We start from the raw sequence: 24,037 nt of genomic DNA on the forward strand, positions 1-24,037 counted from the left end.
CAAGGGCAAATCCGATTTGAAATTTTATTCAAAACCGGAAGATTTTATCCGGATTATTTTGAGGTTCCCGATGTACTTTTGGGAGTATTAGGGGTTGTTTCCGGTATTAAATTTTCTTTTATAATCTGCACCAGTTGCTCTTTCGGACGCAATCCGCTTACCAGAAACGGTTTGCCTTTTACAGGAATAAATACCATCAAAGGAATACTGGATACATTGAATAAACGGGAGAGTTGGGTTTCTTTATCCGTATCAACTTTGTAAATCTGCAATTTCTGTCCGTAATCTTTTTGTATTTCTTCCAGGATAGGAGCCAGACGTTTACAAGGTCCGCACCAGGTGGCGTACATATCGATAATGGCCGGTTTGTCTCCTTTGTATTTCCAGTCTTTGTCCGTTTCAAAATTCCAGATTTTTTCTTTGAATTCAGCAGTCGTAAGCGGTGTTACGGTTTGTCCTGAAACTTTATTACCCAAAAAGCAAACGGTCAGGAACGTTAAAATAAGAAATGTATTTTTCATGGTATTAAATTATAATTCAATTATATAACGTAAAAGAGACCTTGAAAGTTTTTCCCTGTTGATGACTAATTTGGAATACATCGGGGGATTATCAGTAATTTTTATATTTTTGTCTCCGTTTTTAAAAGACAAATGTATTTAAATAATTTTAGTTTCTAACTTTTTAATAGCACTTTTCTCGTCATTGGTTCAAGGAGCGATCTGCTCCGGAGGCGAAAAATATGCGTGAGGCGGCAATAAATAGCCGGAGAAAATATGATTGTATATCCAAATGCCAAAATTAATATCGGCTTGTCTGTGATCGGTAAACGTGAAGATGGTTTCCATAATCTGGAAACGGTGTTATATCCGTTGCCCGGATTGAGAGATATTCTTGAGATTAACCGTTCCGGAGGAGCCAAAGGAGTATGTGAATTTGAGAATACGGGTTTGTCTATCGACTGTGAGGAGGAGAAAAATCTGGTTGTGCGTGCATATAAACTTTTGGCGGCACCTTTTGATTTGCCGGGAGTGAATATCAGCCTGCATAAAGTGATTCCTTATGCGGCCGGCTTGGGAGGAGGTTCTTCAGATGCAGCTTTTACACTGAATGCTTTAAATGAGTATTTCGAATTGAAAATCCCGGAACGGAATTTATTGAATTATGCCGCCCGTTTGGGGAGCGATTGTGCTTTTTTTATCCGGAATCGGCCGGCATTTGCAGGAGGTAAGGGGGAATTACTGGAAGATATAGATTTGGTTTTGGAAGACTATGAAGTAATGGTGGTGAAACCGGACTGTGCCGTATCCACAAAAGAGGCTTACGCCGGGATTACGCCGCGTGAGGCGATGTACGATCTGCACGATTTGAATAATTTACCATTGGATAATTGGAAGGAGCGGGTGAAAAATGATTTTGAAGAAACGATTTTCAAAAAATATCCGGAAATCGAACGGATCAAAAACGAACTGTATGCACAAGGGGCCGTCTATGCTTCGATGACCGGAAGCGGTTCCGGAGTATTCGGTATTTTCCCGCGGGGATCGGAAGTAAAAGCAGAACCTATGCGGGCAGAGTTTACCTGGAAAGAGGATAAATTGAAAGAAGAATAATTCCAATGAAAGCTTATTTATTGATCATCCTGATCGGCCTGGTAGCCGGATTTATCGGTATTATTCCGTTGTTGCGGCGGAAAGTGGATAAATATATTTTGCTGGGGGCTTTTGTTTTCTTTTTTCTTATGCCCTATACGGTATACCATATACATATTACCGGAGTGAATTGGTGGTTGAAAGGTCCGCTCGTTACTTTTGTATTGGTATTGCCTTTGGCCATTGCTGCCGGTAAAAGCTACCGGAGGTGTATTTTCCCGTTGTTGCTGATGGCTGTTGTGGTAGGAGCGTTTATTTCTTTTTTAGGACATTATTTGTTGTAATAAACGGAGGAAAATTACACAATGAGTCCGTCCCAGTGTGTAATTTTGATATGATAAGCCCGCAGATTCCGCTGGTCTGGCCAATCGGTTTTCGATTGAGATTGATATGGAAGCGGAATCTGCGGGTGTATTGATTTATATTTTATAATCCCCGGAAAAAAGTTTAAGGATTAATGATTTATTTAAGGGATATGGAAAAGACAATAGCGGATACTCCTCCGAAAATAAAAGCCAATCCCGTCCAAACGATGATATTGAATACGCCGAATAAGGGATGGAAGATGATCAGGAAGGAGAATATCAGGGTCAGTATGCCTCCGGCCAGTACCCAGCCCCAGTTGGGAAGCCGCAAGGTTTGCATTTGAGTGGACCATCCGATAAAATCGATACCCAGGAACATGAGTATAAAGCCTACGGCAAACGGCAGGATATCGATGGCCCATTCCAAGTTCCCTAATAACAGGAAACCGATAACCAGGTCTAAAATACCGATTGCCAGCCCCCAACCCCAATTCCGGTAATGCTGATTAGAGAAAGCGTTGACGATTTCGCCTATTCCGAAGAGGATAAACATGATACAGAAATACACGGCGAGTGCGAAGTAAGATTCTACCGGGTTTTTAAAAACCCATATACCGCATAAAATAGATAGAATACCGACGATAAGCATTAACCACCAGTATTTGTAGGTACCTTTGTAATTTTTTACTGTTTCCATTGTGTTTATTTTATATGTTTACAATGGTTTTAACGATTATAAAGTCAAAGAAGTTATAAATAGTTGTTTTTAGGGAAATAGGTATTTTCAGCTTGTTTTTTATTTGAATAAGATATTTTTATCTTTGTCTTAGATAGTGCAAGCCTAGGACAATGTCCAGCAAGTTTGAATGTTGTCGGAGTGTCGTCTGTCTTTTATGTTATAAATACGATAATGTTAATTAAAGAGAAAGATTTTGAAGGATTTGCAGACGGATGTGAGAAAGCATTTGAGGTGATTTTTCGCCAGTATTATAAGACGTTGGTGTCTTTTTCCATGCGTTACGGTTTGGAACAAATGGAAGCTGAGGATGTGGTGATCGAAGTGATACACCGTATCTGGGAAATCCGGAAAGAGGTTAAATCTCCGGCAGCATTAAACGCATTGTTTTATACTTCGGTGCGTAACCGTACAGTCAATGTCGTCCGGAATCTCAAAAACCGGAAACAGATTATCGGGAAACAGGAAAAGCCGGAAGAATCGGAGTTCAGGGATTATTTGATGGAGGAAGAGGTAAGCCGTGTGTTGAATGAGGCTATTGAAAATCTGCCGCCCCAATGCCGTCAGGTGGTGATGCTTATATTGGCGGGAAAAACGATGACTGAAATTGCCCGGCAATTGGATATTTCCGTCAGTTCTGTAAAGACGTATAAATCCCGGGCTATTGAAATTTTGAAAACCGTTTTCCAAAATTATCCTCTCTTGTTGTTGTGGCTTATCTTCCGTTTGGAGTAAGTTAACCACCTTCAGCTATTCGATGAAGGTGGTATAGCGGGCCGTTTTCGTCCGTTTTTTTGTTTCTGAACTATTTATAATTTATCGTTTTCAATATCATCCAGGATGCTCTGCAATTCACGTAAGTCTTTTTCGTTGTCGTAACCGATGGCTTGCAGCGAACCGAGCACTTTTCTGACATAGGTGCCGGCTGCTTTTTTTTCTTTCAGGCGCACCAGTAACGGTGCTGCTTTGACGACGGTTTCCGGATTGTAAGGATTGGCTTTACAGGCATATTCCAACCAGGAGAGACAACGTTTGTGGACTTCTTTTTCAGAAGGGGATGTCCGCCAGTAATAAGCGGTCCATTCAACGATCAGATTTGAGATCGGCCGGTATGTCCAGATCAGTAAGTCTTGATAGTTTATCTGGCTTTGTAGCAGTTGCCCCATCCAGGACGTATCGGGATGATGGATCCGGAATACAATATTTTCACAATTTGCCTGTAGGCTGTCCGTCGGATTGGCCTGAATCAACGTTGACATATATTGGTCCAATGATTTTCTGAATTTTTCCGGATTTACTTTATTATGGGCATCGTACCATAAATTCAAGAGGTCGTCAGAGGCTGTCATCAGTGTATATTGTATATCGTTTTTTACCGGTTTTGTCCGGTTCAGGATTTTTTTTATTTTCAGTAGTTCCCGGAATTTTGCTTGTTTTCCCTGTTGGATGCTTTCTTCGAGAAATGTACCGATTTTGTTTTCGAAAGGCTGGATATAGTAAGGGAAATATTCCAGGGGTGCTGTGGGGGGAAGTTGTGCGATATTTTGGGCAATGCGTTGGAATAACTGGGGGTTGTATAAAGATATTTTTCCGATAAGCGAACCGCTTTCCGGGTCAATCAGTTGTTGGTCCGTCATAGCAGACAGGTAATGATTGAGTATTTCGGGTTTTTCTTCTTCCGGGGCTATTTCGTAGTAATCTTTAAAAAAATCGACGGAACCGTTTCCTTTTTTATAGATTTCAACTTGAGCCATTCCTCCGTATTTGCGAAAGAAATTGACATTGGAGGCTGCTTTCAGAAAATCTTTAGCCGTATGGAATCCTTTTATTGTCAAGACCAGATTTTGTTGCGGGTCTAAAAAGAGAAAGGTTGGAACCGCTTTGATGTTGTATTTTTTCATCAATTCCGGGCCGCATCCTTTTTCTCCGTCTTGTTTGTAGTTGATGAAATGTCGGTTAAAATAATCTCCCACTTCATTCCGGGTGAAAACTTCCTTTGCCATTTTTTTACAGGGACCGCACCAGGAGGTGTATACATCCACGAACAGTAATTTGTTTTCAGTTCCGGCTTTTGTCAAAGCTTCTTCGAAACTCCCCTGTTCAAAAGTAATTCCCTGGGCCAGAACGATGTTTGAAAAGCCCAGAAGCAGAAAAAATAGTAATTCTTTTTTTTTCATAATGTATGGTTGTTATTAAGTACTTGCAATAATGAATGATATATGTGAATGTATAAATGCTTTTGCCGGATTCGGAGGCAAAGCAGCAGTATCGGTATAAGAAATATTTTTGTTGTAAAAATCTATTCTTTCCGGATCGTCACCGTTTTTTCCCGGCCTTCTTTATCTATTACGGTAATTTCGGCTTCTTCGCCTTCCATCCAGACCAAGGAGGTTAAAGCTTCGCCGGGATCTATTTTGTCATACCGTTTTCCATTGATGGCCACGACTTTTTCTCCTGCTTGTAAACGGCCTTCCATGCTTTGCCATATACATCCTGCTATAAGGCTGTCGCCGGAAACAATGACATTTACATTCCAGTCTTTGTAATTCAGGTCTACGGTTGTTGTAACGTCAGGGGTAAAATAGAATTTATTGTCGGGAAAATCCAGGGTAACACTGCCGTATTTCAACAGGCCGGTACCGATACGTGAACTGGATGCATTTACGGTTTCTGTGACTACATTTTTGAATTTTCCTGCGCCGACATACAGGTTGTCTATCTGCACCCGGTATTTGTTTTCTGCTTTTTCCATTCCGTTGACACCCATAGCCGAGGCACCGAATCCTTTGCTTTTTGTGACAATGCCTTGTGCTGTGGCCAGTTGATGATAAATGGGTTCGTTCATTTCATAAAATGCTGACGTACCGGTATCAAACATTACTTCTTCTTGCAATCCGTTTTTAAAATCGATGACGATATACGGAATGTTCTGCTGATCTTTTTCCATGTCTATCGCATATTGCGGATTCAGTTCCATGCTGCCGGTATCTGAAGCCAATACCAGTATTTTCCGCCGGGGATCAAGCCGGATGACGATATCGGGAAAGAGAGAACTGCCGACGATACCGTCGATACCGAAATGTTCCAACGGGTTACCTTCGTCGAAAACCAGGGCCTGTATTTTTCCGAAACCGATATTTCCCAATTGTATGGAATCCAGCATGACCAGCCGGTATTCTGCATCATTGTTATGGGCATCTTTTACCATTTGCCGGATTGCTTTTTTTTCCGGTCCTTTTTTCATTCTCGAATGGGTGATACATACGGGCGCACCGGTGTCGAACAGGTATTTCCCTTTTATTCCTTCTACATCGGCCTGTATGATAATTTTATTTCTTATTGTTTCGTAAGGAATTTCCTGATAAAATCCGGTGTTCTGGGCCGGGGTGCGGCCGTATCCCCAGATGAAAGATATCAAAAGAATAATTTTTACTATTTTCATATAAAACGATGTTGCAGAGTCCCCGCAGGAACTTCGGATTATATTTTTTACGTTATTTTCCCGTAAAGGCAAAGTCATTTTTCCAGGCTGCCCGTTCCGGACAATTTTCCAGTACCCAGCGAATGCGTTCGCATTGATTTTTGGATACGGAAATATGCAAACCGGTAGGATCGTCCATGATATTTTCGGAACGGAAATAACAGCCTTGGGCCTGTTTATACCAACTTGTGTTGAAGGTTCTGTTCATAAAGTCGGTTCCCCAATAATTCATCGTATCGTCGCAATAGTCCGGTTTGAGCTCAACATCTATTCCCGGTGTTCCTGTTGAAAATGTACAGGTTGTGAACAGACCGAGATAACAGCCTATATAATAGGCCAGTTCGTTGTTTGCAGAGGCCAGGTAACTCTTATCGCTGAATTCTCTGCTGACGACATCCAGTTCCTGCAATTTATAGATGACGCCTGCATTTTTGGGACCGAAGGTCGTTCCGGGGGAGATTTCCTGCCAGGCGATGCCTTCCGGACGGTTGTCTGCCGGAGTTCCCGGATATACATAATGGGGATAACAGTCGGCACTTATGGTGTTGGCAAAGTCGTTGACTTTATTCTTGCGGTCGGAAATCAGCCAGATGTTCATATAACGTTCAGGGGGCCATAGCAGATGCCGGGCTGTCAGAAAATCGGCAAAACCGTTGATGGTATCGGCGGCGTTCAATTCCTGAATGGTCAACCGTTCGATGCCGGGTGTGAGCATTTTTTGGCCTTCCGGAGTATACCGGGCCATTTCAAACCGGATGTGGGTATTCACGCCAACGGGATTTACCGAAGTCGTACCTGCAAATAAATTGTTGAGTTTGGAGAGGTGCAGGGTTATTTTTTCATCACTGTACGGACCGCCGTAGGATTCGATGTCCTCCTTGGTTTGTAGGATGTGGAAAATAACCGGAATGATTATATCTGAAGTATATTTCTCTTCCAAAGGGGCGATGATTCGGCAAGAATCCGGCGATGATTCAATATCGGTTCCTTTGATTTTTACCCGTATCGTGACCGTCTTGCCGATCAGTGACGTTTCTGTGGTAGAGAAGTGGCGGGAGAGAGATATATCTTCGTCAGATGTGTATTCCAGCCATTCTTCTTTAACCCGGGTGTCCGGAATCCGGATACCTTTTTGGTCAAACATCACCGGACGCAGATCCAGTTGTGCATGTCCGTCGGCAATCAATCGACGCTGATTGGGTTCCAGGATAACTCTGGCGATTGTTGCTATATCAACCTCTTCGTTGTTATAATAAGTTATGTCTTCCGGACTGCAACTCCAAATCGATTGCAGTCCCAGGAGCAGAATCATATACAGTGCTCTTTTTTTTATCATCGTATTGTTATTTTTGATTTATGAATCATGGTATCCTTGTTGCATACCTGTTGGATTTTGGGATTAATCGTAAATCTAAAGCCGTGAATCTGAAATTATTTTAAAAGATGTGTATTCCACCTTTCATTCGTTCTTTACTAACCTTTCTGTTTTAATCCAGTTGGACGTTTTCCCATCCGGGGTTTTGCACGATATTTCTGTTCAGTTCGATCTCTTTGGCCGGAATCGGAAAGGAGTAGCGGAAATCATCGGGAGCCAGTGTATAGGTATTCCGGCCGATGGTTCGTTTTATACTGATTCCCAGTCGCTTCATGTCCAACCAGCGAAAATCGTTTTCCATATAGAATTCGCGGCTTCGTTCGTTCAGTATCTCCTGTAATATTCCGTCCGTATCGCCGGGCAGATCGAAGTTGCCGTCGTAGCGGGCTGATTTGAATTCTTCCAATGTTTTCCGGGCTTCTCCGGTCTTGCCTTGACGTAGGAGAGCTTCAGCTTTGATCAGGTACATTTCAGCCAGGCGGAATAACATCAGACTTCCGCCTCTGGCCGAAGTGATGATACCGTTTCCCAGACCCAGCAGGTTGTATTTGTCGCTTTGCAATCCGTTTGCAGTGAAATAGATGTCTTTGCGGATATCGTTGTCTTTGAAAAGGGTGTAATATTGGTTACTGGCGTTTCCGTCTACCAATTCGGCTTGGTAGTAAGCGTATGGAAAATTAAAAATTTGCCCGTTGTTGCCGTCCAGTATCCGGAAATAGAATTCATCGCTTATCATGTCGGAGGCTGTCGTAACTTCCCGGCAGTCGAACATTTGGCGCAGTATGTTTGAAGATTGAGTCAAAGAGCGGCCTTTCATGGCTATTGCTGCACATTTTTCAGCGTTATTCCAATCGGTGTCCTCGGCTGCTCCGGACATTGCTTTCCACATGTAGATACTGGCCATCATGGCGTTGATAAAATCTTCACGCCAGGCACAATTCCAGTCGGAGCTCGGAGTTTTTTCCAGTAAAATCAGGGCTTCCCGGCAATCGTTCAGTATCTGGGCAAATACTTCCTGTTGGGTTTTGCGGGGAGGCATAGCGTTTCCGATATCTTTAGCCGGGTCGAGATAAACCGGTATGCCGTATTGGTTGTTTTTGTAAGGTGAATAATATTGCAGCAGCTTGTAGAATGAAAAGGCCCGCCATACGAGCCCTTCTCCCAATATGCGGTTTCTCCAGTCTTCGTCATTTCCCTGAGCAGTACGGACACCGGAGATCAGCAGATTGAGCGAACCGATAAACCGGTAGTATCGGTTCCAGCAATAGGGGTCGGTATTCATCCAGGTGAGTAATTGCAATCCTTCGGCGGTATAAGTACCTGTATTTTTATCATAGTAAAAAAAGGAGTTGCGGTTTAACACCGTTTCGCCCGTATAGATCCCCAGGTATTTGGCCATGTCGAAATAAGGGTAGTTGAAATAGATGCCGAATACCGCATCCTGGTTCCGGTTGGGCGTTTTCAGCAGGCTCATGTAACTGGCCAGGATAGCCCGGTAATCTTCAATTGTACTCACTACTTTTTTATCCCGGGGATGCAGTTCCAGAAACTTTTCGCAGGAGCTCATAAACAATATGCCGCACAGGCAGGCAATGACAATATGGCTTCGGTTTATCATTTGTGTTTTCATTTCCGTTCGTATTTTAAAATCCGAGTGTCAGTTTAAGGTTGAATTCCCTGGAGGCAGGATAGGTGAAGGCTCCCTCAGAACCGACATCCAGCCCCCGGTAGCGGGTAAAAGTCAATAAATTACGTGCATTGAATCCCAACAACAGGTTTTTTAATTTCAGTGCTTTCAGCGATTCGGGCCGAAAGCGGTAGCTGATGGAAAGATTGGTCATACGCAGGTAGTCGCCTTTCGAATACTTGTCGGAAGTGACAAGACTGGCCCAATAGTCGGCATTCGGCGATACAAAGCGGGGTATATCAGTGATATCACCTTCTCCTTTCCAGTAGTAAAGATAACGTCTTTCTCGGTTGGTAGAGGAGGCCCGCAGGTCGCTGCCCCGGTTGGGTGCATTTTGGTAATCGTTGAAATCGGGAATCAGATGTCCGGTTTTAAATGTCCAGTCGGTGGTAAATTCCAGACCTTTGTATTTGAAATAAGTACTGAATCCTCCGACGTATTTCGGATTGGTACGTCCCAGGTATTGCATGGAAGGCATCATGCAGCCCGGTTGTATCCATTGGTCTCTGAAAAAATCGGCGACCCCCGGGATGGCATCGAAGGAAGTAATCATAACCTGATACCGTTCTCTTTCTTCCGGCGATAAGTTGTTCCAGTTGGCCAGCATTTCTCCGAATTTTGTTTTTCCGGCTTTTGTCAGGGTGTAGCGGGGATTTCCGCTCACCGGATTGACACCGGCAAACTGCCAGCCGAATATGCTGCCTGTTTCTTTCCCGATGATATTCAGTACTCCGCCTCTTACTCGTTCCGCGTTGATCACTTCCTGGTAGGAAGAATAGCTGTAACGGGATTTTTTGATTACATTTTTATTGCGGGCTATATTTACGGAAGTACTGAAAATGAAATCGTTGGTATTGATCCATCTGACGTTCAGGTACATTTCCAGCCCTGTGTTTTCGACAATACCACCATTGGCTCTGACGATTGTCCGGCCGGTGGAGGACGGTACTTCCAGATCTTCAAGTACATCTGTTGTCCGGTTGAAATAATAGTCGGCAGTGAAATTGATACGGTTGTCGAACAGTGAAATGTCAATGCCCAGATTCCGGTCTTTCTTTTTTTCCCACCGGATATCGGGATTGGGAAATGTCAGTGTCTTGACATAGTGGTCGCCCATATACAGATTGCTTCCCAGTCCCATCATTGAAAAGGGATAAGCAGAGCGGTCGATATTTCCGGTGTAGCCGAATGAAGCCCGAAGAGCCAGTTCGTTGACGATGCGATTGCGGAAGAATTTTTCTTTGTGCAGGTTGTAGCGCATGCCGACCGACCACAATGGTGCAAAACGCTGGGCGTCGCCGATCATATCGGCTCCGTCAGCCCGCCAGCTGAAACTGGCTACGTAACGGTCTTTGTAGCTGTAACGGAATGTACCCAGAAAGGAAACGCTGCGGTCCTGTCCGTCCGAAGTATTGAACAGGCTTCCCAGGCTGTTTCGCAGGGTTTCGTAATCGATCCGGGAATCGAATGAAGGTAATCCCGTAATGCGATAATCCGCATAATAGATGGGGGAGGTATAGCCGAAATTATTGAATTTTTTGGATATTACTTCGTTGGCCAGCAGTATGCTGAACAGGTGGTTTTCTTTGAGGGCTATAGAGTAGTCGATTTGATTGCGAAGCGACCAGTTGTGATTTCGTCCGGAATTCTCACTCAATTCGCCGTTGTCGTATTGATTGGGAAGAGGACCTTCCTTGAAAATATCACGGCCCAGTTTTTCATTGGCCCAGGAGGTATAGGTTCCGGCATTGACGGCTTTCATTTCAGTGTTATAACTTATACCTTTACGAATAATAGACTGGAGATTCAATCCCGGAATGACTTCGTAGCGCACATTGAAGGTAAATTCTGCATCCAGTCCGGTTTGGGTTGTCCGGGTTTCTGTCAGTTCGCGGAGTATATTGAACCGGTCGTACAGGTAGCCGGAGGCTGTTTCGGTGGTGTAATTATTGGGCAGATAACTCAGGTCGGAGGCATAGCTGCCGTCTTCGTTATAAGGTTTTTCGTAAGGATTGGCAAATACAGCATAGGTAAAGGGGTTGACGGCAGAGGCATGATCTTCGTTTTTCCGGGTGTTGGCCGATAGGTTTAAAGCAAAGATCAGTTTTTCCGTCGGGCGGTATTCGAGTTTTACCAATACTCCGGCGTTCTGATATTGATTGGAACGCAGAATACCGTTTTGTTGCTGAAAATTCACAGAAGTGTAGTAGGTCAGTTCTTCGCTGCCTCCCCGCAGACTGATGTTGTGGGATTGCGAATGAGCCGTGCGGAACAGCACGTCGAACCAGTCTGTGTTCGTGCTGGATAGTTGTTGTAATTGCTTGTTGTAGTCAGCCGAAGAGAGGTATCCCTGGGCATTTCTTTTGAAGAGGTATCCTCCTCTGCCGGCAAAATCGGCTCTGCCGAGACCGAAATTGTCGATGATGGACTGTTCGTACCACAGTTTTTCACTGCTGTTCATAAAATCCAGCCGGTTGCGTGGAGCAATACTGACGTTGTAAGTTCCGCTGTAATTGATAAGGGTTTTCGAGCGGAATCCTTTTTTGGTTGTGATGACGATCACTCCGTTGGCGGCACGGGCGCCGTAAATAGCTGCCGCAGAGGCGTCTTTCAGGATACTGATGGATTCGATATCTTCGGGCATGATGTTGCCGACGCCGTCCTGCATAATGGTGTTGGCATAATTCCCGGTATTATTTTTGGGGACACCGCTTATTAAAGGCAAGCCGTCGACAACCCATAAGGGTTCGGTGTTACCGCTCAGGTTGTTTTCTCCCCGGATGGTAATTTTGGCCCGTCTCCCCGGCGCTCCGGAAAGGGTCGTACTGTTCAGTCCTGCTATTCTTCCCTCAAATATCCGGTCGAGAGAAGTTACTCCCTGCATTTGCAAATCTTTGGCGGTAACAACGGTAGCACTTCCTGTCATACGTTCTTTCTTGATGACTTCCATACCGGTGACGATAACCTCTTCTAAGGCTTCTAAACTTTCATGCATAACGATGCGGATTTCTTTGTCATCCACGACGTTGTAACTTGTCGTTTGCATACCGACAAAGGAAAAGAGAAGCTCCGGAGTTTCTTTTGTGACGGGGATCGTCAAAAAAAACATACCTTCGCTGTCGGTAGACGTACCCAGTATCGTCCCTTTTAACTTGACCGTGACACCGGGTAAGGGAAGGCGTGATTTGTCGACAACAATACCTTGCAGTGTGCGGACTTGTTGGCCGGAGGGTGCCGGCTGTTTTTGAAGAACAATGATTTTATCTTGTATGACGTAGTTTATACCCAGCGGTTTAAGACAGGTTTGTAACGTAGTCTCGATGTCTGCATTCTGAAGAAGAAGAGAGGATATCCGGGTTTTATCGTTGATCTCCCCGGCATTGTAGAGAAAGTCAAATTGCGTTTGGGCTTTGATTTCTTTCAGAATGGTTTTGAGGTCTGTATTTTTCAGGGAAAGATTTATTCTGATGTCCGATTGTGCAGAAGCTTTGCCCCAAGTTCCGGATAATGAAAGGAGGATCAGACATAAAATAACAGAAGACAATGCTTTCCGGAAAATATAGCTTGACAATGTGGTGTTCATGTTCAAAAGTTATTTGTGTTGAGAGAATCCTGGATTCTCTCAACAATTCAGGGTTCTCGGTTATCGAATCGGAGGATTTACAGCATTTGTCGGATATTTGATATCCATGACTAAAGTCGGATTTACAGGTGTAGTAATATAAACAACTCCTGTTTCCTCGAAAGGCATTGAAATTTTATCCATCGGGGTAAAACGTTTAATGCGGATCACGCCCTGTATGCCATTTCCGGTTTCAAAAAATACGTATCCCGGTGAAAAAGTAGCCTCCGTGCCTCCGAATACGACTTTTTCATCTTTACTTTCATATGAAAATCCGGTGTCTTCGAGTTTAGCAAAATCTTCATCCGTAAAAGTGGCAGGAGCTTTTGCATAAGTTGTGTGACAGGGATAAGTAAGTGTAATGTTGTACCACAGGTAACTGCTCATTTTTATCGGAGATTCGAAAACAAAGGATTCATCGTTTTTATTCCAAATCAAGCCGATATCGATTTTATTTCTTAGTTCCTCAGCGATATTTGCGATGTAACTCTCATTGGTTGTTGTCGAATAAAATGCTTTCCCGTTTTCAGTATCTGCTATTTCTATATTCCCTAATATCATGCCGCCGAGTTCGGGTGCATGACTTAATGTCATTGTTACGCTATCCAGCAGACCGGCAATGGTTACATCTTCGTATGTTGCATAAGCCGGTTGCTCTGCCTTTGAGGTGTACAGTGTACTTTCGTATTGGCCTGTCAATTTACTTCCGTTAGCTAATGTACAGTCGAACTTAATGTACCAGCTATCGGTATTCCGTTCGATGAGCACTTCACCCGATGTAATTTCTAAAAGAGTATTGTTGCCGGCTCCCGGTTTGTACGAAATACAGCTCCAGGCCATAAAGGTATTGGCTGACTTCGCTTTTCCGAAAACATATTTCCCCGGCACAATTTTATCGATGTCGGAAGTGCTTAAGTGGAAACTGATACAGGCACCTTGTCCTGAAACTGTTTTCGTATTATTGTCGAAAGTCAGTCCCGTTCCGTAAAGCGAAAGCATAAAATTACCCGTTACGGTCATGTCACTTCCGGCTTTGAAGCCTTCGACCGTATTGGTGGCTTCTTCCCCTTGGCCTTCTTCGTTTTCAGTAATGTAATTGTATTCGTATCTGTAGGGAACAGTAGAAATGAGTACATTCCGGTTGCTTTTCCAGATAACTCCGGAAGTAAGGTCGTAATTTTGTCCCAAAAACTGGAACCGGGAAGGGTCCGGACCGTTTTCTTTGTCTGAACAGGCGTTGAAACAGAGGCATACACCGATGACTGCTGCCATCAAAAAAATAGATTTTTTCATAGATTTTAGTGTTTAGTAGGTTATAATTAAATGGGTTGACTGCTTACGATAATGGTATTCCCCTTTACCTGAAACCGTATACCTCCGGTCATTTCGACGGCCTGTAGGAATTGGTGTATGGTTTCGTATTTCCGTATACTTCCGGAGAAGACCATGTTTCTGGCCTTTTGGTCGGCGAAGAATACATGTATGTCGTACCAGCGGGATAGTCTGGTCAATATGTTTTCGATTGTTTCTTCTTCGAATACATACTGGCCTTTGTACCAAGCTGTATAGAGTTCGGTGTTTACTTCCTCGGTACTGAATTCACCATTGTTTTTATTGAACACTCCTTTTGTTCCGGGGACTAATATGATATTGCTGCTGTGTTGCCACATTTTTACAGAGCCTTGTTCGAGAACGGTTTCTATTTGGATTTCATCGGGATAGGCCCGTACATTAAAGGCTGTTCCCAATACCTGTATATTGACTTCTGTTCGTGTATTGACAATGAATGGACATTTATCATTGTGTGCAACATTGAAATAAGCTTCTCCTTCCAGATATACAAGCCGTTCTTTGCCTGTAAAGTTCACCGGATAGCGTAAAACAGTTTGAGAGTTTAACCATACCCGGGTTCCGTCAGACAGGATCAGTTTGTATTCTCCGCCTGTTGGAGTTTTCAGTATGTTGTGCTCTCCGGAAAGTCGGGATCCGGCCAGACTATCGCTTGGTACCGGAGTGTAGCGGATTTCATCTCCGGATTTCCGGAGGGTTACTCCTGCCAATTCGATGGTTTCGTTTTTTTGGGTCTCTTCCAATTCTTTGACCTGACCGTCGGCCATGATCAATATCGCTTTGGAAGTTCCGGGGTGTATATTGACAACCTGGACACGTTCCGGGTGAGTTCGTACAAGCAGATGGATGCCAATGCCGATAAGTAATAATCCGATAGCAGCAGCAGAAATCCACCGGACGGGCATACGAACGGAATGTGACCTATAGCGTTTCCGGTATTTTTGAAGTCCTTGTGTCGTTTGAATTTGCTGATATGTACGGAAAGCCGGAACCGGATTTTGTTTTTTCAGTTTTTCATATAAACTCTGGTTGACCGGATTTTCAGATAACCATAGTTTTAGTTCTTTTCTTTCAGACTCTTCCAGTGTGTTTAAACGTTCTTTTGCAATCAGGAAAGCGATGTGTTGGTATGTATGTATCGGATTCATAAACTATATTGTTTTACATTATAAACCCTTAATTTTTTGAAAAGACGACAAGTTTTTGATTTTTTTGATGGAAAATAGGATTGAATGCGTATTTTTCCGGCTCTGTTGCATAAAAAATGATTGCAGCTATAGAGGGGATAGCTGCAATCGGTTTGTTGCTCTTCAGTTTCGCTTGAAAAATGAAAATGACATCCGGCATTTAATTCACTTCAGAGCAATCCTGCCTAAGGATTTTGTTTAAAAGTATGAGAAAAATAGTTTTCCACTTTTCTATATTATAAACCCTTATTTTTTGAAAAAGTCGACAAGTTTTTGATTTTTTTTGATAAAAAAATATCCATCGATGTCTATTTTATCGATGGATATTCAGAAAATAATGTTTTGTAAAGGATTATTCTTTGTCAGACGATGCGGAATGTAGGAATATCCTTTTATCGGTTTACAATTTTGTTTTCTGTGATTCAGTTGTTTTTTATATGTACATCCATTTGCGGGAACGGAATGTTCAGATTTTCTTCGGCGAAGGTTTTGTAAACTTTTTCATTCATGCCGAAGTATACGTCCCAATAGTCACCTGCTTTTACCCAGGCACGGACAACAAGGTTTACCGAGCTTGCCCCAAGAGAATTTAGGGCAATAAAATAAGCGGGTTCTTTGAGAATACGTTCGTCAGATGCCAATAGTTTTTCAATGACTTTTTTGGCCGTATCGTAGTTGTCTCCGTAAGCGATTCCGAATTCCCAGTCGACACGTCTCATTTCTTCTTTTGAGTAGTTTTTGGTAATGCCGGTTGAAAGACCACCGTTGGGAATGATAATGATCTTATTGTCTGGGGTTGATATTATTGTATTGAAAATCTGGATTTCTTTTACCGATCCGCTTTGTCCTTGTGCTTCGATAAAATCTCCGACTTTGAACGGTTTGAAAAGTAAGATCATAACTCCTCCGGCAAAATTCTGTAAAGTACCGCTAAGAGCCATACCGATGGCAACGCCGGCAGAAGCAAAGAGGGCGATGAAGGAGCTGGTTTCAATTCCCAGTACACTGATGAGAATGATAACAAGGATAAAGTTTAACGTGATTTTAACCAGGCTGCGGGTGAAGGAGAACAAGGAAGCTTCAACCTGACGTTTTTCCATAATTTTTATCAGAAGCCTGTTGAGCTTACGGATGATCCAGCGACCGACCAGAAAAACGATCAGGGCGGTTATGAGCTTGGAGCCCAGGGAAACACTTAAATCGACCAGTTTGGTAATAAGAACATCCAAAGAAACCGTGGAGGTACTACCTAAAAATTCTTCCATAATTGTTCGTGATTATAATTATTATTGATATCGAATATTTTGTACAAAATTAATAGGAAAAAACAGCTTTTCAAACTTTTATAGTGTGTTTTGATTTCCGATTCTTCTCTTTTTTGCAGGGGAGGTTTGTGGGTAGATCTAAAATTTAAAATCATAAATCTACAATTAAGGTCTGTGTTATTTTTGAAGTTCTTTGTCTTTTTTGTTTTATTAATTGTATTTTTGTAGGTTCATAAAACAGGCGGGTGTGCGGATTGATTCCGGCGATCCGTCGGAATGATATCTGGCTTTGTAATCTTTTGATTAATAGGTTGTTGATATATTTTTATGTATCGTTAATTATTGTATTATTTAAAATAGAATAGGATATGACTATCGAGAGTTTATTGACGGCTAAAGTGATTGAAGCAGTGAAACAGTGTTATGGAGCGGAGGTGACGGAGAAGGATGTACAATTGCAAGCGACACGTAAGGATTTTGCAGGCGACCTGACGGTGGTCGTATTTCCCTTTACCCGCCATTCGCATAAATCTCCGGAAGAGACGGGTAAAGAGTTGGGTGAGTATTTGAAACGGAATATAGATGAGATACGGGATTACAATGTTATCAAGGGATTTTTGAATATTGTCATTTCTTCGGCATACTGGATCGGCGTGTTGAACAGTGTTGCGGCAGAGTTGAAATACGGATACGCTAAAGAAGCCAGCGGACGTCGTTATATGATCGAGTATTCTTCTCCGAATACCAATAAACCTTTACATTTGGGGCATATCCGGAATAATCTGCTGGGGTGGTCGGTATCTGAAATACAGAAAGCGAACGGACATGAGGTGAGGATGGTAAATCTGGTAAATGACCGGGGAATTCATATCTGTAAAAGCATGATTGCCTGGCAGAAATTTGCAGAGGGAGCCACTCCTGAATCTGCCGGAATGAAGGGTGACCATTTTGTAGGAGATTATTATGTACGTTTCGATAAGGAATATAAGGCTCAGATAAAGCAGTTGAGGGAGGAGAAAGGATTGGATGAGGAAGAAGCGAAAAAACAGGCTCCGATATTGCTCGAAGCGCAGGAGATGTTGCGGAAGTGGGAAGCCGGTGATGAGGCTACCGTGAGCCTGTGGCGGAAGATGAACGATTGGGTATTGAAAGGTTTTGACGAGACGTATAAACTGATGGGAGTCGGTTTTGATAAAATATATTTTGAATCGCAAACCTATAAAAAGGGACGGGATATCGTATTAAGAGGCTTGGCAGACGGGGTATTGTACCAAAAAGACAGCGGTAGTATATGGGCCGATCTGACGGGGGACGGACTCGATCACAAATTGTTGTTGCGGGACGACGGAACTTCTGTGTATATGACACAGGATATCGGTACGGCTTATGAACGTTTTAACGAATACGATATGGACGAGATGGTTTATGTTGTAGGGAATGAACAGAATTATCATTTTCAGGTGCTTTCTTTGATTTGCGGCAAATTGGGATTTCCCTGGGCCGGTAAGATTAAGCACCTTTCTTATGGAATGGTTGAGTTGCCGGAAGGAAAGATGAAATCCCGGGAAGGAACGGTGGTGGATGCCGACGATCTGATGCAGGAGATGATCAATACGGCTCGTGAAACTTCGCAGGAGTTAGGGAAGCTGGAAGGTTATTCGGAGGCCGAGGCCGAGGATGTATACCGGAAAGTAGCTTTGGGCGCATTGAAATATTTTATTCTGAAAGTCGATCCGAAAAAGACGATGATGTTTAATCCCAAAGAATCGATTGATTTCAATGGCAATACCGGACCTTTTATCCAATATACCTATGCCCGTATACAGTCGGTATTGAGGAAGGCTGCAGAGGCCGGTAATGCTGTCGGCGCGGCGGATGTCCATATTCCTATTTCCGATAAGGAACAGGATTTGATAAAGTTGGTGAGCAAGTTGCCGGCGGTGGTGAAAGAAGCCGGAGATACCTATAGTCCCGCTTTATTGGCTAATTTTTCGTATGAATTGTCTAAGGAGTTCAATCAGTTTTACCATGATTTTTCGATTTTAAAGGAAGAAAATGAGGCTGTCCGGAATTTCCGTTTACTATTGGCTAAAGAATGCAGTGAAGCAATAAAAAATGCAATGGGGATGCTGGGTATTGAAATGCCCGACAGAATGTAATAAAGATGTAAAAGGGTAAAATGTTTGTAAGATGGAGAATTTTGAAGAGATAAAACCGGCAGCGATAACCGAGAATTTTATCAAATTGATCGGTAGTGATTGGATGTTGGTAACGGTAGGTCAGAGGGAGCATTTTAATACTATGACGGCCAGTTGGGGAGGAGTCGGATTTTTATGGAATAAACCGGTGGTATTTGTATTTATTCGTCCGCAACGTTATACATTCGGGTTTATTGAACAAGAGCCGATGTTTACCTTGTCTTTTTTTACAGAGGCATACAGGTCTGCATTGCAATTGTGCGGGACAAAGTCCGGAAGGGATACGGATAAAGTGGCGGAAACCGGTTTGACACCGATGGCGACAGAAAAAGGGAACATTTTTTTTAAAGAAGCCCAATGTGTTTTGGAATGTAAGAAATTATACACCGACGATCTTCGGCCGGAGCATTTTCTGGATAAAAGTCTGGCGGAACAATGGTATCCGGCAAAGGATTACCATAAAATGTATGTAGCGGAGATTGTCAATGCGTGGGAGAAAAAGTGATGCCGAATCTTACGAATTATCATAGTCATTGTTCTTTTTGTGACGGTAAGGCTCCTTTGGAAGCATTTGTTGAGTCAGCAGTGGGGCTGGGGTTTACGAGTTATGGGGTTTCTTCTCATGCACCGCTTCCTTTCCCTGCCAAATGGGCATTGGAGCAGGAACGTGTAGGGGATTATCTGGCCGAAATTGAACGTTTGAAAAAGAAGTTTTGCGGACAAATAGAACTCTATGCGGCAATGGAAATCGATTATCTGAATGAAGAGCAACATCCTGCTATCGATTATTTTCAACAATTGCCTCTGGATTACCGGATCGGTTCCGTTCATATCGTATATACTCCGGAAGGGAAAATGATAGATACCGATACGAATGCAGAGAATTTCAAGCAGATTTTGGAACAGGATTTCCGTGGAGATTTAAAACAGTTGGTGGCTATTTATTTCGAATCTTCGATGCGAATGCTGGAATACGGAGGTTTTGATTTTGTAGGGCATGCAAATAAGATTTCCTATAATGTTGAGCAATGTGACCCGTTTTTGACACAAGGGGAGTGGTATAAAAAGAAGCTGACAGATTTTTTTGCTTTGGTAGCAGAAAAAGAATTAAGAGTCGAGATAAATACGAAGGCTTACTTGTCTAAAGGTTGTTTCTTTCCCCGGATTGAGAATTGGGAAATATTGAAGAAGTTTAATATTCCCATTGTCGTTAATTCGGATGCCCATCGTCCTGAACTGGTAAATGCCGGACGTATGGAGGCTCTTGAGGCTCTTCAGGAGATGGGGTTCCGTACTGTGGGGGAATTACATGCCGGGAAGTGGGTGGAAATGCCGTTGGAAGGAATGGGATATAATTTTTGATTTACGATTTACGATTATGGTGTTTTGAGAGGGGGAAGATTTTAGATGGAGCTGGAGTTTAAATCAAAAATCATCATGAATAAGAATAACGGAAAATTATATGTCAAATTAAAGATGGATTAACGATGAAGAAGACAATACATTATACGACAAACGGTGTCTGTTCGGTGTTTATCGATATTGTTGTGGAGGACGGGATTGTGGAGGATGTATATTTTGAAGGGGGATGCAACGGTAATTTGCAAGGGATTTCTTTGTTGATAAAGGGGATGAAGGTGGATGAGGTGATTGCACGTCTGGAAGGGATACATTGCGGAAGTAAGATGACTTCCTGTCCGGATCAACTGACCAAAGCCTTGCGCCAGTTGAAAGCACAAGAGTAGGTACTTTGAATTGTGGATTTACGATTTTTGATTGAAATACAAGGTCAGTGAGTAAGGGAATGGATGTCAGTTTTACGATTGGAATAGGTGATATCCTATCTTAGTTGAATTGGAATCGTCAATCGTCAATCTAAAATCTAAAATTTACAATTTACAATCTGCAATCTGTACTTAGGAAAGAATAATTAGAATATAAGAATTATGGAACACATTTACGACAATGAGATTTTTTTACAGTCTGCTATAAGCTGGGTGAAAGAAATGGGAAAAATTCATTTGAGGTATTTCCGGGGAAATGAATTGGATATACATACCAAATCGAATGTGTCGGATGTGGTGACCCGGGCGGATAAAGAAAGTGAAGCCTGGTTGCTGGAACAAATAGCGTTGTGTTTTCCGGAACATAGTGTTCTGGGAGAAGAAAGCGGGGTACATGAAGGGAAGGGAGAGTTTTGTTGGGTGGTCGATCCTTTGGACGGTACCAATAACTACAGCCAGGGACTTCCGGTTTTTACGGTGTCGATTGGTTTGCAGTATAAAGGAAAAACGGTTGTTGGAGTTGTTTATGCTCCTTATTTGAATGAGTTATATACGGCAGTGAGAGGAAAGGGAGCGTTTTTTAACGGACGACCTCTTCATGTGTCTGAAAAAACGGAATTGGATGTTTCTGTTTTGGGAACCGGATTTCCCTATGATAAAGGGACAAATCCGGCTAATAATATTGCGAATCTGGCGGCTATATTGCCGGGGTTGAGGGGTATGCGGCGTATGGGGTCGGCTGCTTATGATCTGTGTTGTGTGGCTGCCGGATTTCTGGATGGTTATTGGGAGTTGAATCTGTCTTTGTGGGATATATGTGCCGGTGCTTTAATTGTCGAAGAAGCGGGAGGAGTAGTACGTTCTTTCCGGGAAGATCGTCATATCTCGATTATTGCAGCGAATCCGGTTATGGCTGGAAAAATTGCAGCCATTATAAAATAATAAGTATCATAATTTAATAGGAATAGGATGAAGTTGAAATGTATACTCTTATTTGTCGGACTGCTTGCCGGACAAGGATTAGTTGCGCAAAGCAGTCCGGATTGGGCGAATCTGTCCCGTTTTAAGGAGGAGAATCTCCAATTGGGGCGTCCGTCCAGAAATGAATCACGTGTGGTGTTTATGGGGAATTCCATCACGGAAGGATGGATACGGAATCGTCCGGAGTTTTTTTCCGGGAATAAATACATCAACCGGGGCATCAGCGGACAGACGACACCGCAGATGCTGGTACGCTTCCGTCAGGATGTGATAGCCCTGCAGCCTGCTGTTGTTGTGATTTTGGCCGGTACGAACGATATTGCCGGGAATACCGGTCCGTCTACGTTGGAAATGATAGAGGATAATCTGGCTTCCATGACCGAGATTGCACAAGCGAACGGAATACAGGTCGTGTTGTGTTCTGTGTTGCCCGTTGCTGATTATCCGTGGGCTCCCGGTTTGGAACCTGCTGAAAAGATTGTCGAATTGAATGCCTGGATAAAAAAATATGCAGTCCGTCACGGAGCAATTTATCTTGATTATTATACGTCTGTCGTTGATGCTCAGAAAGGAATGAAGGCAGAATATTCCGAAGATGGGGTTCATCCGAATGTTGCCGGCTATAATGTGATGGAACCGCTGGCTAAAAAGGCGGTGAAAAAAGCTTTGTCAAGGGTAAAATAGTTTTGACCGGGGTATACGATTTCTGATTTAAAGAAAAGGACTAGAGCCGAACTTAAATCAGAAATCGTAAATCTCTCCATGGTTTTAATTGTTTATTCCGAGCACATCTATACCTTGTTTGAAAAAGATATCGGTCGGAATACCTGCTCCTGCGATTTTATCGAGGTCGTTTTGTAAGGTCGGTGTGACAATCCCTTTTTCTGCAATCAATTGTCCGGCCTTTTCATAAGCTCCGTCTCCTTCCAGTGTGATATATTCTCCGGCGATTGTTGCAATATCTTGTTTCATTTTTTCAAAATCTACGGTGTAATAACCGGTTTCTTCATTCCGGCTGATGGCACCGCTTTCCATGAAATGGGCGAATTGCATCATGTTGGCTTTGCCGTGGGCACTGGCAGCTCCAAAGCGGCTGGAACGGAATATGCCTGCAACGAAGGTGACATAGTTGTCCATCAGGTCTTTGTCCTGAATAATGCCCCATTCGGTCAGTTTGCCAATACAATATAACCCTAAAATATCGGCCTTTCCTTCTTCGATGGAGGTATAATTGTTTTTCAGAGCTGATCGTACGTCTTGTTTGTCGCCGATCGTATAATTTACTCCTAATCCATGGGCCACCTCATGGAACATGGTATTTTCAAAAAATGCATCGAATTTGACATGTTTTTGTTGTTCCGGAGTAATCACCAAACCGGCAATCGGAACCAAAATCTTGTCGAATTTTGCCTGCATAGCATTTTTTAACTGTAGTTTGCGGCTTCCCTTAGCTGCGTGTACCCGCGGGTCGTTGGGCAGGTTGATAGCTATGTTTTTGCTTCCGGCATTGCAGTCTCCGGCATAATAAATGACATCGTAGGCATTCATGTCCGGGTTGGCGTTTGCCTTTTCCGTTTTATAGGCTTCCGCTACCGGTAAGTTTGCCTGTAATTTCGGCAGGTATTGGGCGTAGAGTGATAATTTACGGCTCCATTCTTTGTCTTTTACCAATATTTGTCCGGAATGTGAGGCTTTGTAGCCATAGAGAGCGTCTTCGTAAGTTTCTATCGGACCGATGACGATGTCGAGCGTGTTGTTCTGCATGTCCATCCAAGCCAGATCGCTTGCCAGGTAATCATCTGTCAGCAAGGCTTCGGCGCGCAGTCCGAGGTATTTTTTCAGTCCGGCATCTTCGGCCAGTTCTGCTGCTTGCTTTAATAATTCTGAAGCTTGTTTTACTTCTTCCGGATAGGCTTCGTGGTAGGAAAGCACTTTCAGTTGACCGTTTTCGTCCCGGCGGAGGATGCTATACCAGTCGGTTTTACGTGGGTCTTGCAGGGCATTGAATTCTTCGGTTGTCATGTCCGTAGGGTAGAAGTTGGCACCCAGCGGTTTTGCACCGATACCCTTTATAAAGGGGGTATTACCGTTGAGCCGGTCCCACGGACCGTAATTGATTGCCAGGTATTTTTTCAGATAAGGATCGGTTACCGTATCCATTAGTGCCTGTTTGTTGCCGTAGGCATTCTGCCAGAAAATATTTTCCATGATATCTGCCGCTTTCATCAGAATCGGAAGCATTTTTTTCTCGTTTTCCGATAGTTTGCTGACGTCTGTCGTCAGGGTAAATTCTGCGTATTGGTCTGCCAATGGCTGATAAGGGGAAGCGGCTTGTTGTTGGGGAGTTTGTTTACATCCTCCCAGGGCCAGTGCTGCTGCCACCATAATTGTTATTTTTTTCATATTTGTTATTT

At 43.2% G+C, this 24,037-nt stretch carries 20 protein-coding genes; 9 read left to right on the forward strand and 11 right to left on the reverse strand.

Annotated features, from left to right (window positions below; all coding sequences use genetic code 11):
- Window positions 1-53: 53 nt before the first annotated feature.
- Window positions 54-521 carry a thioredoxin family protein gene (locus DD657_RS03315; protein WP_021988926.1) on the reverse strand — a complete coding sequence of 156 codons (468 nt, stop codon included), beginning with the start codon at window positions 519-521 and terminating at the stop codon, window positions 54-56.
- Between the two features lie 255 nt (window positions 522-776).
- Between DD657_RS03315 and ispE the strand changes: the two genes are divergently transcribed.
- Both ispE and DD657_RS03325 read left to right on the forward strand, forming a co-directional pair.
- The gene (gene ispE / locus DD657_RS03320; RefSeq protein WP_021988925.1) at window positions 777-1,613 is read left to right on the forward strand and encodes a 4-(cytidine 5'-diphospho)-2-C-methyl-D-erythritol kinase; all 837 of its coding nucleotides are present in this window, start codon (window positions 777-779) and stop codon (window positions 1,611-1,613) included.
- A 5-nt stretch (window positions 1,614-1,618) separates the two neighbouring features.
- Complete coding sequence (locus DD657_RS03325; protein WP_021988924.1) at window positions 1,619-1,936, forward strand: hypothetical protein; 318 nt, start codon at window positions 1,619-1,621, stop codon at window positions 1,934-1,936.
- 178 nt (window positions 1,937-2,114) lie between these two features.
- Here the strand turns inward: DD657_RS03325 and DD657_RS03330 are convergent, their stop codons facing one another.
- Window positions 2,115-2,654 (reverse strand): HdeD family acid-resistance protein, encoded by a 540-nt coding sequence (locus DD657_RS03330; protein WP_021988923.1) that lies wholly within the window; start codon window positions 2,652-2,654, stop codon window positions 2,115-2,117.
- A 213-nt stretch (window positions 2,655-2,867) separates the two neighbouring features.
- Here DD657_RS03330 and DD657_RS03335 point away from each other — a divergent pair, with 213 nt between their 5' ends.
- Window positions 2,868-3,428, forward strand: coding sequence for an RNA polymerase sigma factor (locus tag DD657_RS03335; RefSeq protein WP_287048479.1), 561 nt, complete (start codon window positions 2,868-2,870; stop codon window positions 3,426-3,428).
- A 74-nt stretch (window positions 3,429-3,502) separates the two neighbouring features.
- Here the strand turns inward: DD657_RS03335 and DD657_RS03340 are convergent, their stop codons facing one another.
- The 8 genes from DD657_RS03340 to DD657_RS03375 form a co-directional block, all read right to left on the reverse strand.
- Window positions 3,503-4,870 (reverse strand): thioredoxin family protein, encoded by a 1,368-nt coding sequence (locus DD657_RS03340; protein WP_068689659.1) that lies wholly within the window; start codon window positions 4,868-4,870, stop codon window positions 3,503-3,505.
- Window positions 4,871-4,992: 122 nt separating this feature from the next.
- The gene (locus DD657_RS03345; protein WP_021988920.1) at window positions 4,993-6,135 is read right to left on the reverse strand and encodes a retropepsin-like aspartic protease; all 1,143 of its coding nucleotides are present in this window, start codon (window positions 6,133-6,135) and stop codon (window positions 4,993-4,995) included.
- Between the two features lie 52 nt (window positions 6,136-6,187).
- Window positions 6,188-7,510 carry a zinc metalloprotease gene (locus tag DD657_RS03350; RefSeq protein ID WP_118773116.1) on the reverse strand — a complete coding sequence of 441 codons (1,323 nt, stop codon included), beginning with the start codon at window positions 7,508-7,510 and terminating at the stop codon, window positions 6,188-6,190.
- A gap of 151 nt (window positions 7,511-7,661) precedes the next feature.
- The gene (locus DD657_RS03355) at window positions 7,662-9,179 is read right to left on the reverse strand and encodes a RagB/SusD family nutrient uptake outer membrane protein (RefSeq protein ID WP_021988918.1); all 1,518 of its coding nucleotides are present in this window, start codon (window positions 9,177-9,179) and stop codon (window positions 7,662-7,664) included.
- Window positions 9,180-9,192: 13 nt separating this feature from the next.
- Window positions 9,193-12,819 (reverse strand): SusC/RagA family TonB-linked outer membrane protein, encoded by a 3,627-nt coding sequence (locus tag DD657_RS03360; protein WP_021988917.1) that lies wholly within the window; start codon window positions 12,817-12,819, stop codon window positions 9,193-9,195.
- 60 nt (window positions 12,820-12,879) lie between these two features.
- Window positions 12,880-14,151: a hypothetical protein gene (locus DD657_RS03365; protein WP_287048482.1), complete on the reverse strand. Its 1,272-nt coding sequence runs from the start codon at window positions 14,149-14,151 to the stop codon at window positions 12,880-12,882.
- 26 nt (window positions 14,152-14,177) lie between these two features.
- The gene (locus DD657_RS03370) at window positions 14,178-15,356 is read right to left on the reverse strand and encodes a FecR family protein (RefSeq protein WP_287048484.1); all 1,179 of its coding nucleotides are present in this window, start codon (window positions 15,354-15,356) and stop codon (window positions 14,178-14,180) included.
- Window positions 15,357-15,817: 461 nt separating this feature from the next.
- Window positions 15,818-16,660: a mechanosensitive ion channel family protein gene (locus DD657_RS03375; protein WP_021988914.1), complete on the reverse strand. Its 843-nt coding sequence runs from the start codon at window positions 16,658-16,660 to the stop codon at window positions 15,818-15,820.
- Window positions 16,661-17,028: 368 nt separating this feature from the next.
- On the opposite strand from DD657_RS03375, the gene argS reads away from it, so the two are divergent.
- The 6 genes from argS (at window position 17,029) to DD657_RS03405 (ending at window position 22,307) form a co-directional block, all read left to right on the forward strand.
- Window positions 17,029-18,819, forward strand: a complete 1,791-nt coding sequence (gene argS / locus DD657_RS03380) for an arginine--tRNA ligase (protein WP_021988912.1) — start codon at window positions 17,029-17,031, stop codon at window positions 18,817-18,819.
- 31 nt (window positions 18,820-18,850) lie between these two features.
- Complete coding sequence (locus DD657_RS03385; protein WP_287048486.1) at window positions 18,851-19,363, forward strand: flavin reductase family protein; 513 nt, start codon at window positions 18,851-18,853, stop codon at window positions 19,361-19,363.
- A complete protein-coding gene (locus DD657_RS03390; protein ID WP_287048588.1) occupies window positions 19,363-20,220 on the forward strand; it encodes a histidinol-phosphatase in 858 nt (285 codons plus the stop codon). Before DD657_RS03385 ends, DD657_RS03390 begins: the two co-directional genes overlap by 1 nt.
- 125 nt (window positions 20,221-20,345) lie before the next feature.
- Entirely contained in the window at window positions 20,346-20,603 is a 258-nt protein-coding gene (locus DD657_RS03395) for a TIGR03905 family TSCPD domain-containing protein (RefSeq protein WP_021988909.1), read from the forward strand.
- A gap of 201 nt (window positions 20,604-20,804) precedes the next feature.
- Window positions 20,805-21,584 carry an inositol monophosphatase family protein gene (locus DD657_RS03400; protein ID WP_021988908.1) on the forward strand — a complete coding sequence of 260 codons (780 nt, stop codon included), beginning with the start codon at window positions 20,805-20,807 and terminating at the stop codon, window positions 21,582-21,584.
- 27 nt (window positions 21,585-21,611) lie between these two features.
- Window positions 21,612-22,307, forward strand: a complete 696-nt coding sequence (locus DD657_RS03405; protein ID WP_068689630.1) for an SGNH/GDSL hydrolase family protein — start codon at window positions 21,612-21,614, stop codon at window positions 22,305-22,307.
- A gap of 84 nt (window positions 22,308-22,391) precedes the next feature.
- Here DD657_RS03405 and DD657_RS03410 read toward each other — a convergent pair whose 3' ends face one another.
- Window positions 22,392-24,026 (reverse strand): dipeptidyl-peptidase 3 family protein, encoded by a 1,635-nt coding sequence (locus tag DD657_RS03410; RefSeq protein WP_287048489.1) that lies wholly within the window; start codon window positions 24,024-24,026, stop codon window positions 22,392-22,394.
- Between the last annotated feature and the right edge of the window lie 11 nt (window positions 24,027-24,037).

The sequence above is a fragment of the Culturomica sp. genome (genome assembly GCF_003524185.1).
GTDB lineage: Bacteria > Bacteroidota > Bacteroidia > Bacteroidales > Marinifilaceae > Culturomica > Culturomica massiliensis.

What these genes read in the sequence shown, in the direction of transcription:
- DD657_RS03315 (WP_021988926.1), bottom strand. Translation starts at nt 521, where the DNA reads ATGAAAAATACATTTCTTATTTTAACGTTCCTGACCGTTTGCTTTTTG.
- ispE (WP_021988925.1), top strand. Translation starts at nt 777, where the DNA reads ATGATTGTATATCCAAATGCCAAAATTAATATCGGCTTGTCTGTGATC.
- DD657_RS03325 (WP_021988924.1), top strand. Translation starts at nt 1,619, where the DNA reads ATGAAAGCTTATTTATTGATCATCCTGATCGGCCTGGTAGCCGGATTT.
- DD657_RS03330 (WP_021988923.1), bottom strand. Translation starts at nt 2,654, where the DNA reads ATGGAAACAGTAAAAAATTACAAAGGTACCTACAAATACTGGTGGTTA.
- DD657_RS03335 (WP_287048479.1), top strand. Translation starts at nt 2,868, where the DNA reads ATGTTAATTAAAGAGAAAGATTTTGAAGGATTTGCAGACGGATGTGAG.
- DD657_RS03340 (WP_068689659.1), bottom strand. Translation starts at nt 4,870, where the DNA reads ATGAAAAAAAAAGAATTACTATTTTTTCTGCTTCTGGGCTTTTCAAAC.
- DD657_RS03345 (WP_021988920.1), bottom strand. Translation starts at nt 6,135, where the DNA reads ATGAAAATAGTAAAAATTATTCTTTTGATATCTTTCATCTGGGGATAC.
- DD657_RS03350 (WP_118773116.1), bottom strand. Translation starts at nt 7,510, where the DNA reads ATGATAAAAAAAAGAGCACTGTATATGATTCTGCTCCTGGGACTGCAA.
- DD657_RS03355 (WP_021988918.1), bottom strand. Translation starts at nt 9,179, where the DNA reads ATGAAAACACAAATGATAAACCGAAGCCATATTGTCATTGCCTGCCTG.
- DD657_RS03360 (WP_021988917.1), bottom strand. Translation starts at nt 12,819, where the DNA reads ATGAACACCACATTGTCAAGCTATATTTTCCGGAAAGCATTGTCTTCT.
- DD657_RS03365 (WP_287048482.1), bottom strand. Translation starts at nt 14,151, where the DNA reads ATGAAAAAATCTATTTTTTTGATGGCAGCAGTCATCGGTGTATGCCTC.
- DD657_RS03370 (WP_287048484.1), bottom strand. Translation starts at nt 15,356, where the DNA reads ATGAATCCGATACATACATACCAACACATCGCTTTCCTGATTGCAAAA.
- DD657_RS03375 (WP_021988914.1), bottom strand. Translation starts at nt 16,660, where the DNA reads ATGGAAGAATTTTTAGGTAGTACCTCCACGGTTTCTTTGGATGTTCTT.
- argS (WP_021988912.1), top strand. Translation starts at nt 17,029, where the DNA reads ATGACTATCGAGAGTTTATTGACGGCTAAAGTGATTGAAGCAGTGAAA.
- DD657_RS03385 (WP_287048486.1), top strand. Translation starts at nt 18,851, where the DNA reads ATGGAGAATTTTGAAGAGATAAAACCGGCAGCGATAACCGAGAATTTT.
- DD657_RS03390 (WP_287048588.1), top strand. Translation starts at nt 19,363, where the DNA reads ATGCCGAATCTTACGAATTATCATAGTCATTGTTCTTTTTGTGACGGT.
- DD657_RS03395 (WP_021988909.1), top strand. Translation starts at nt 20,346, where the DNA reads ATGAAGAAGACAATACATTATACGACAAACGGTGTCTGTTCGGTGTTT.
- DD657_RS03400 (WP_021988908.1), top strand. Translation starts at nt 20,805, where the DNA reads ATGGAACACATTTACGACAATGAGATTTTTTTACAGTCTGCTATAAGC.
- DD657_RS03405 (WP_068689630.1), top strand. Translation starts at nt 21,612, where the DNA reads ATGAAGTTGAAATGTATACTCTTATTTGTCGGACTGCTTGCCGGACAA.
- DD657_RS03410 (WP_287048489.1), bottom strand. Translation starts at nt 24,026, where the DNA reads ATGAAAAAAATAACAATTATGGTGGCAGCAGCACTGGCCCTGGGAGGA.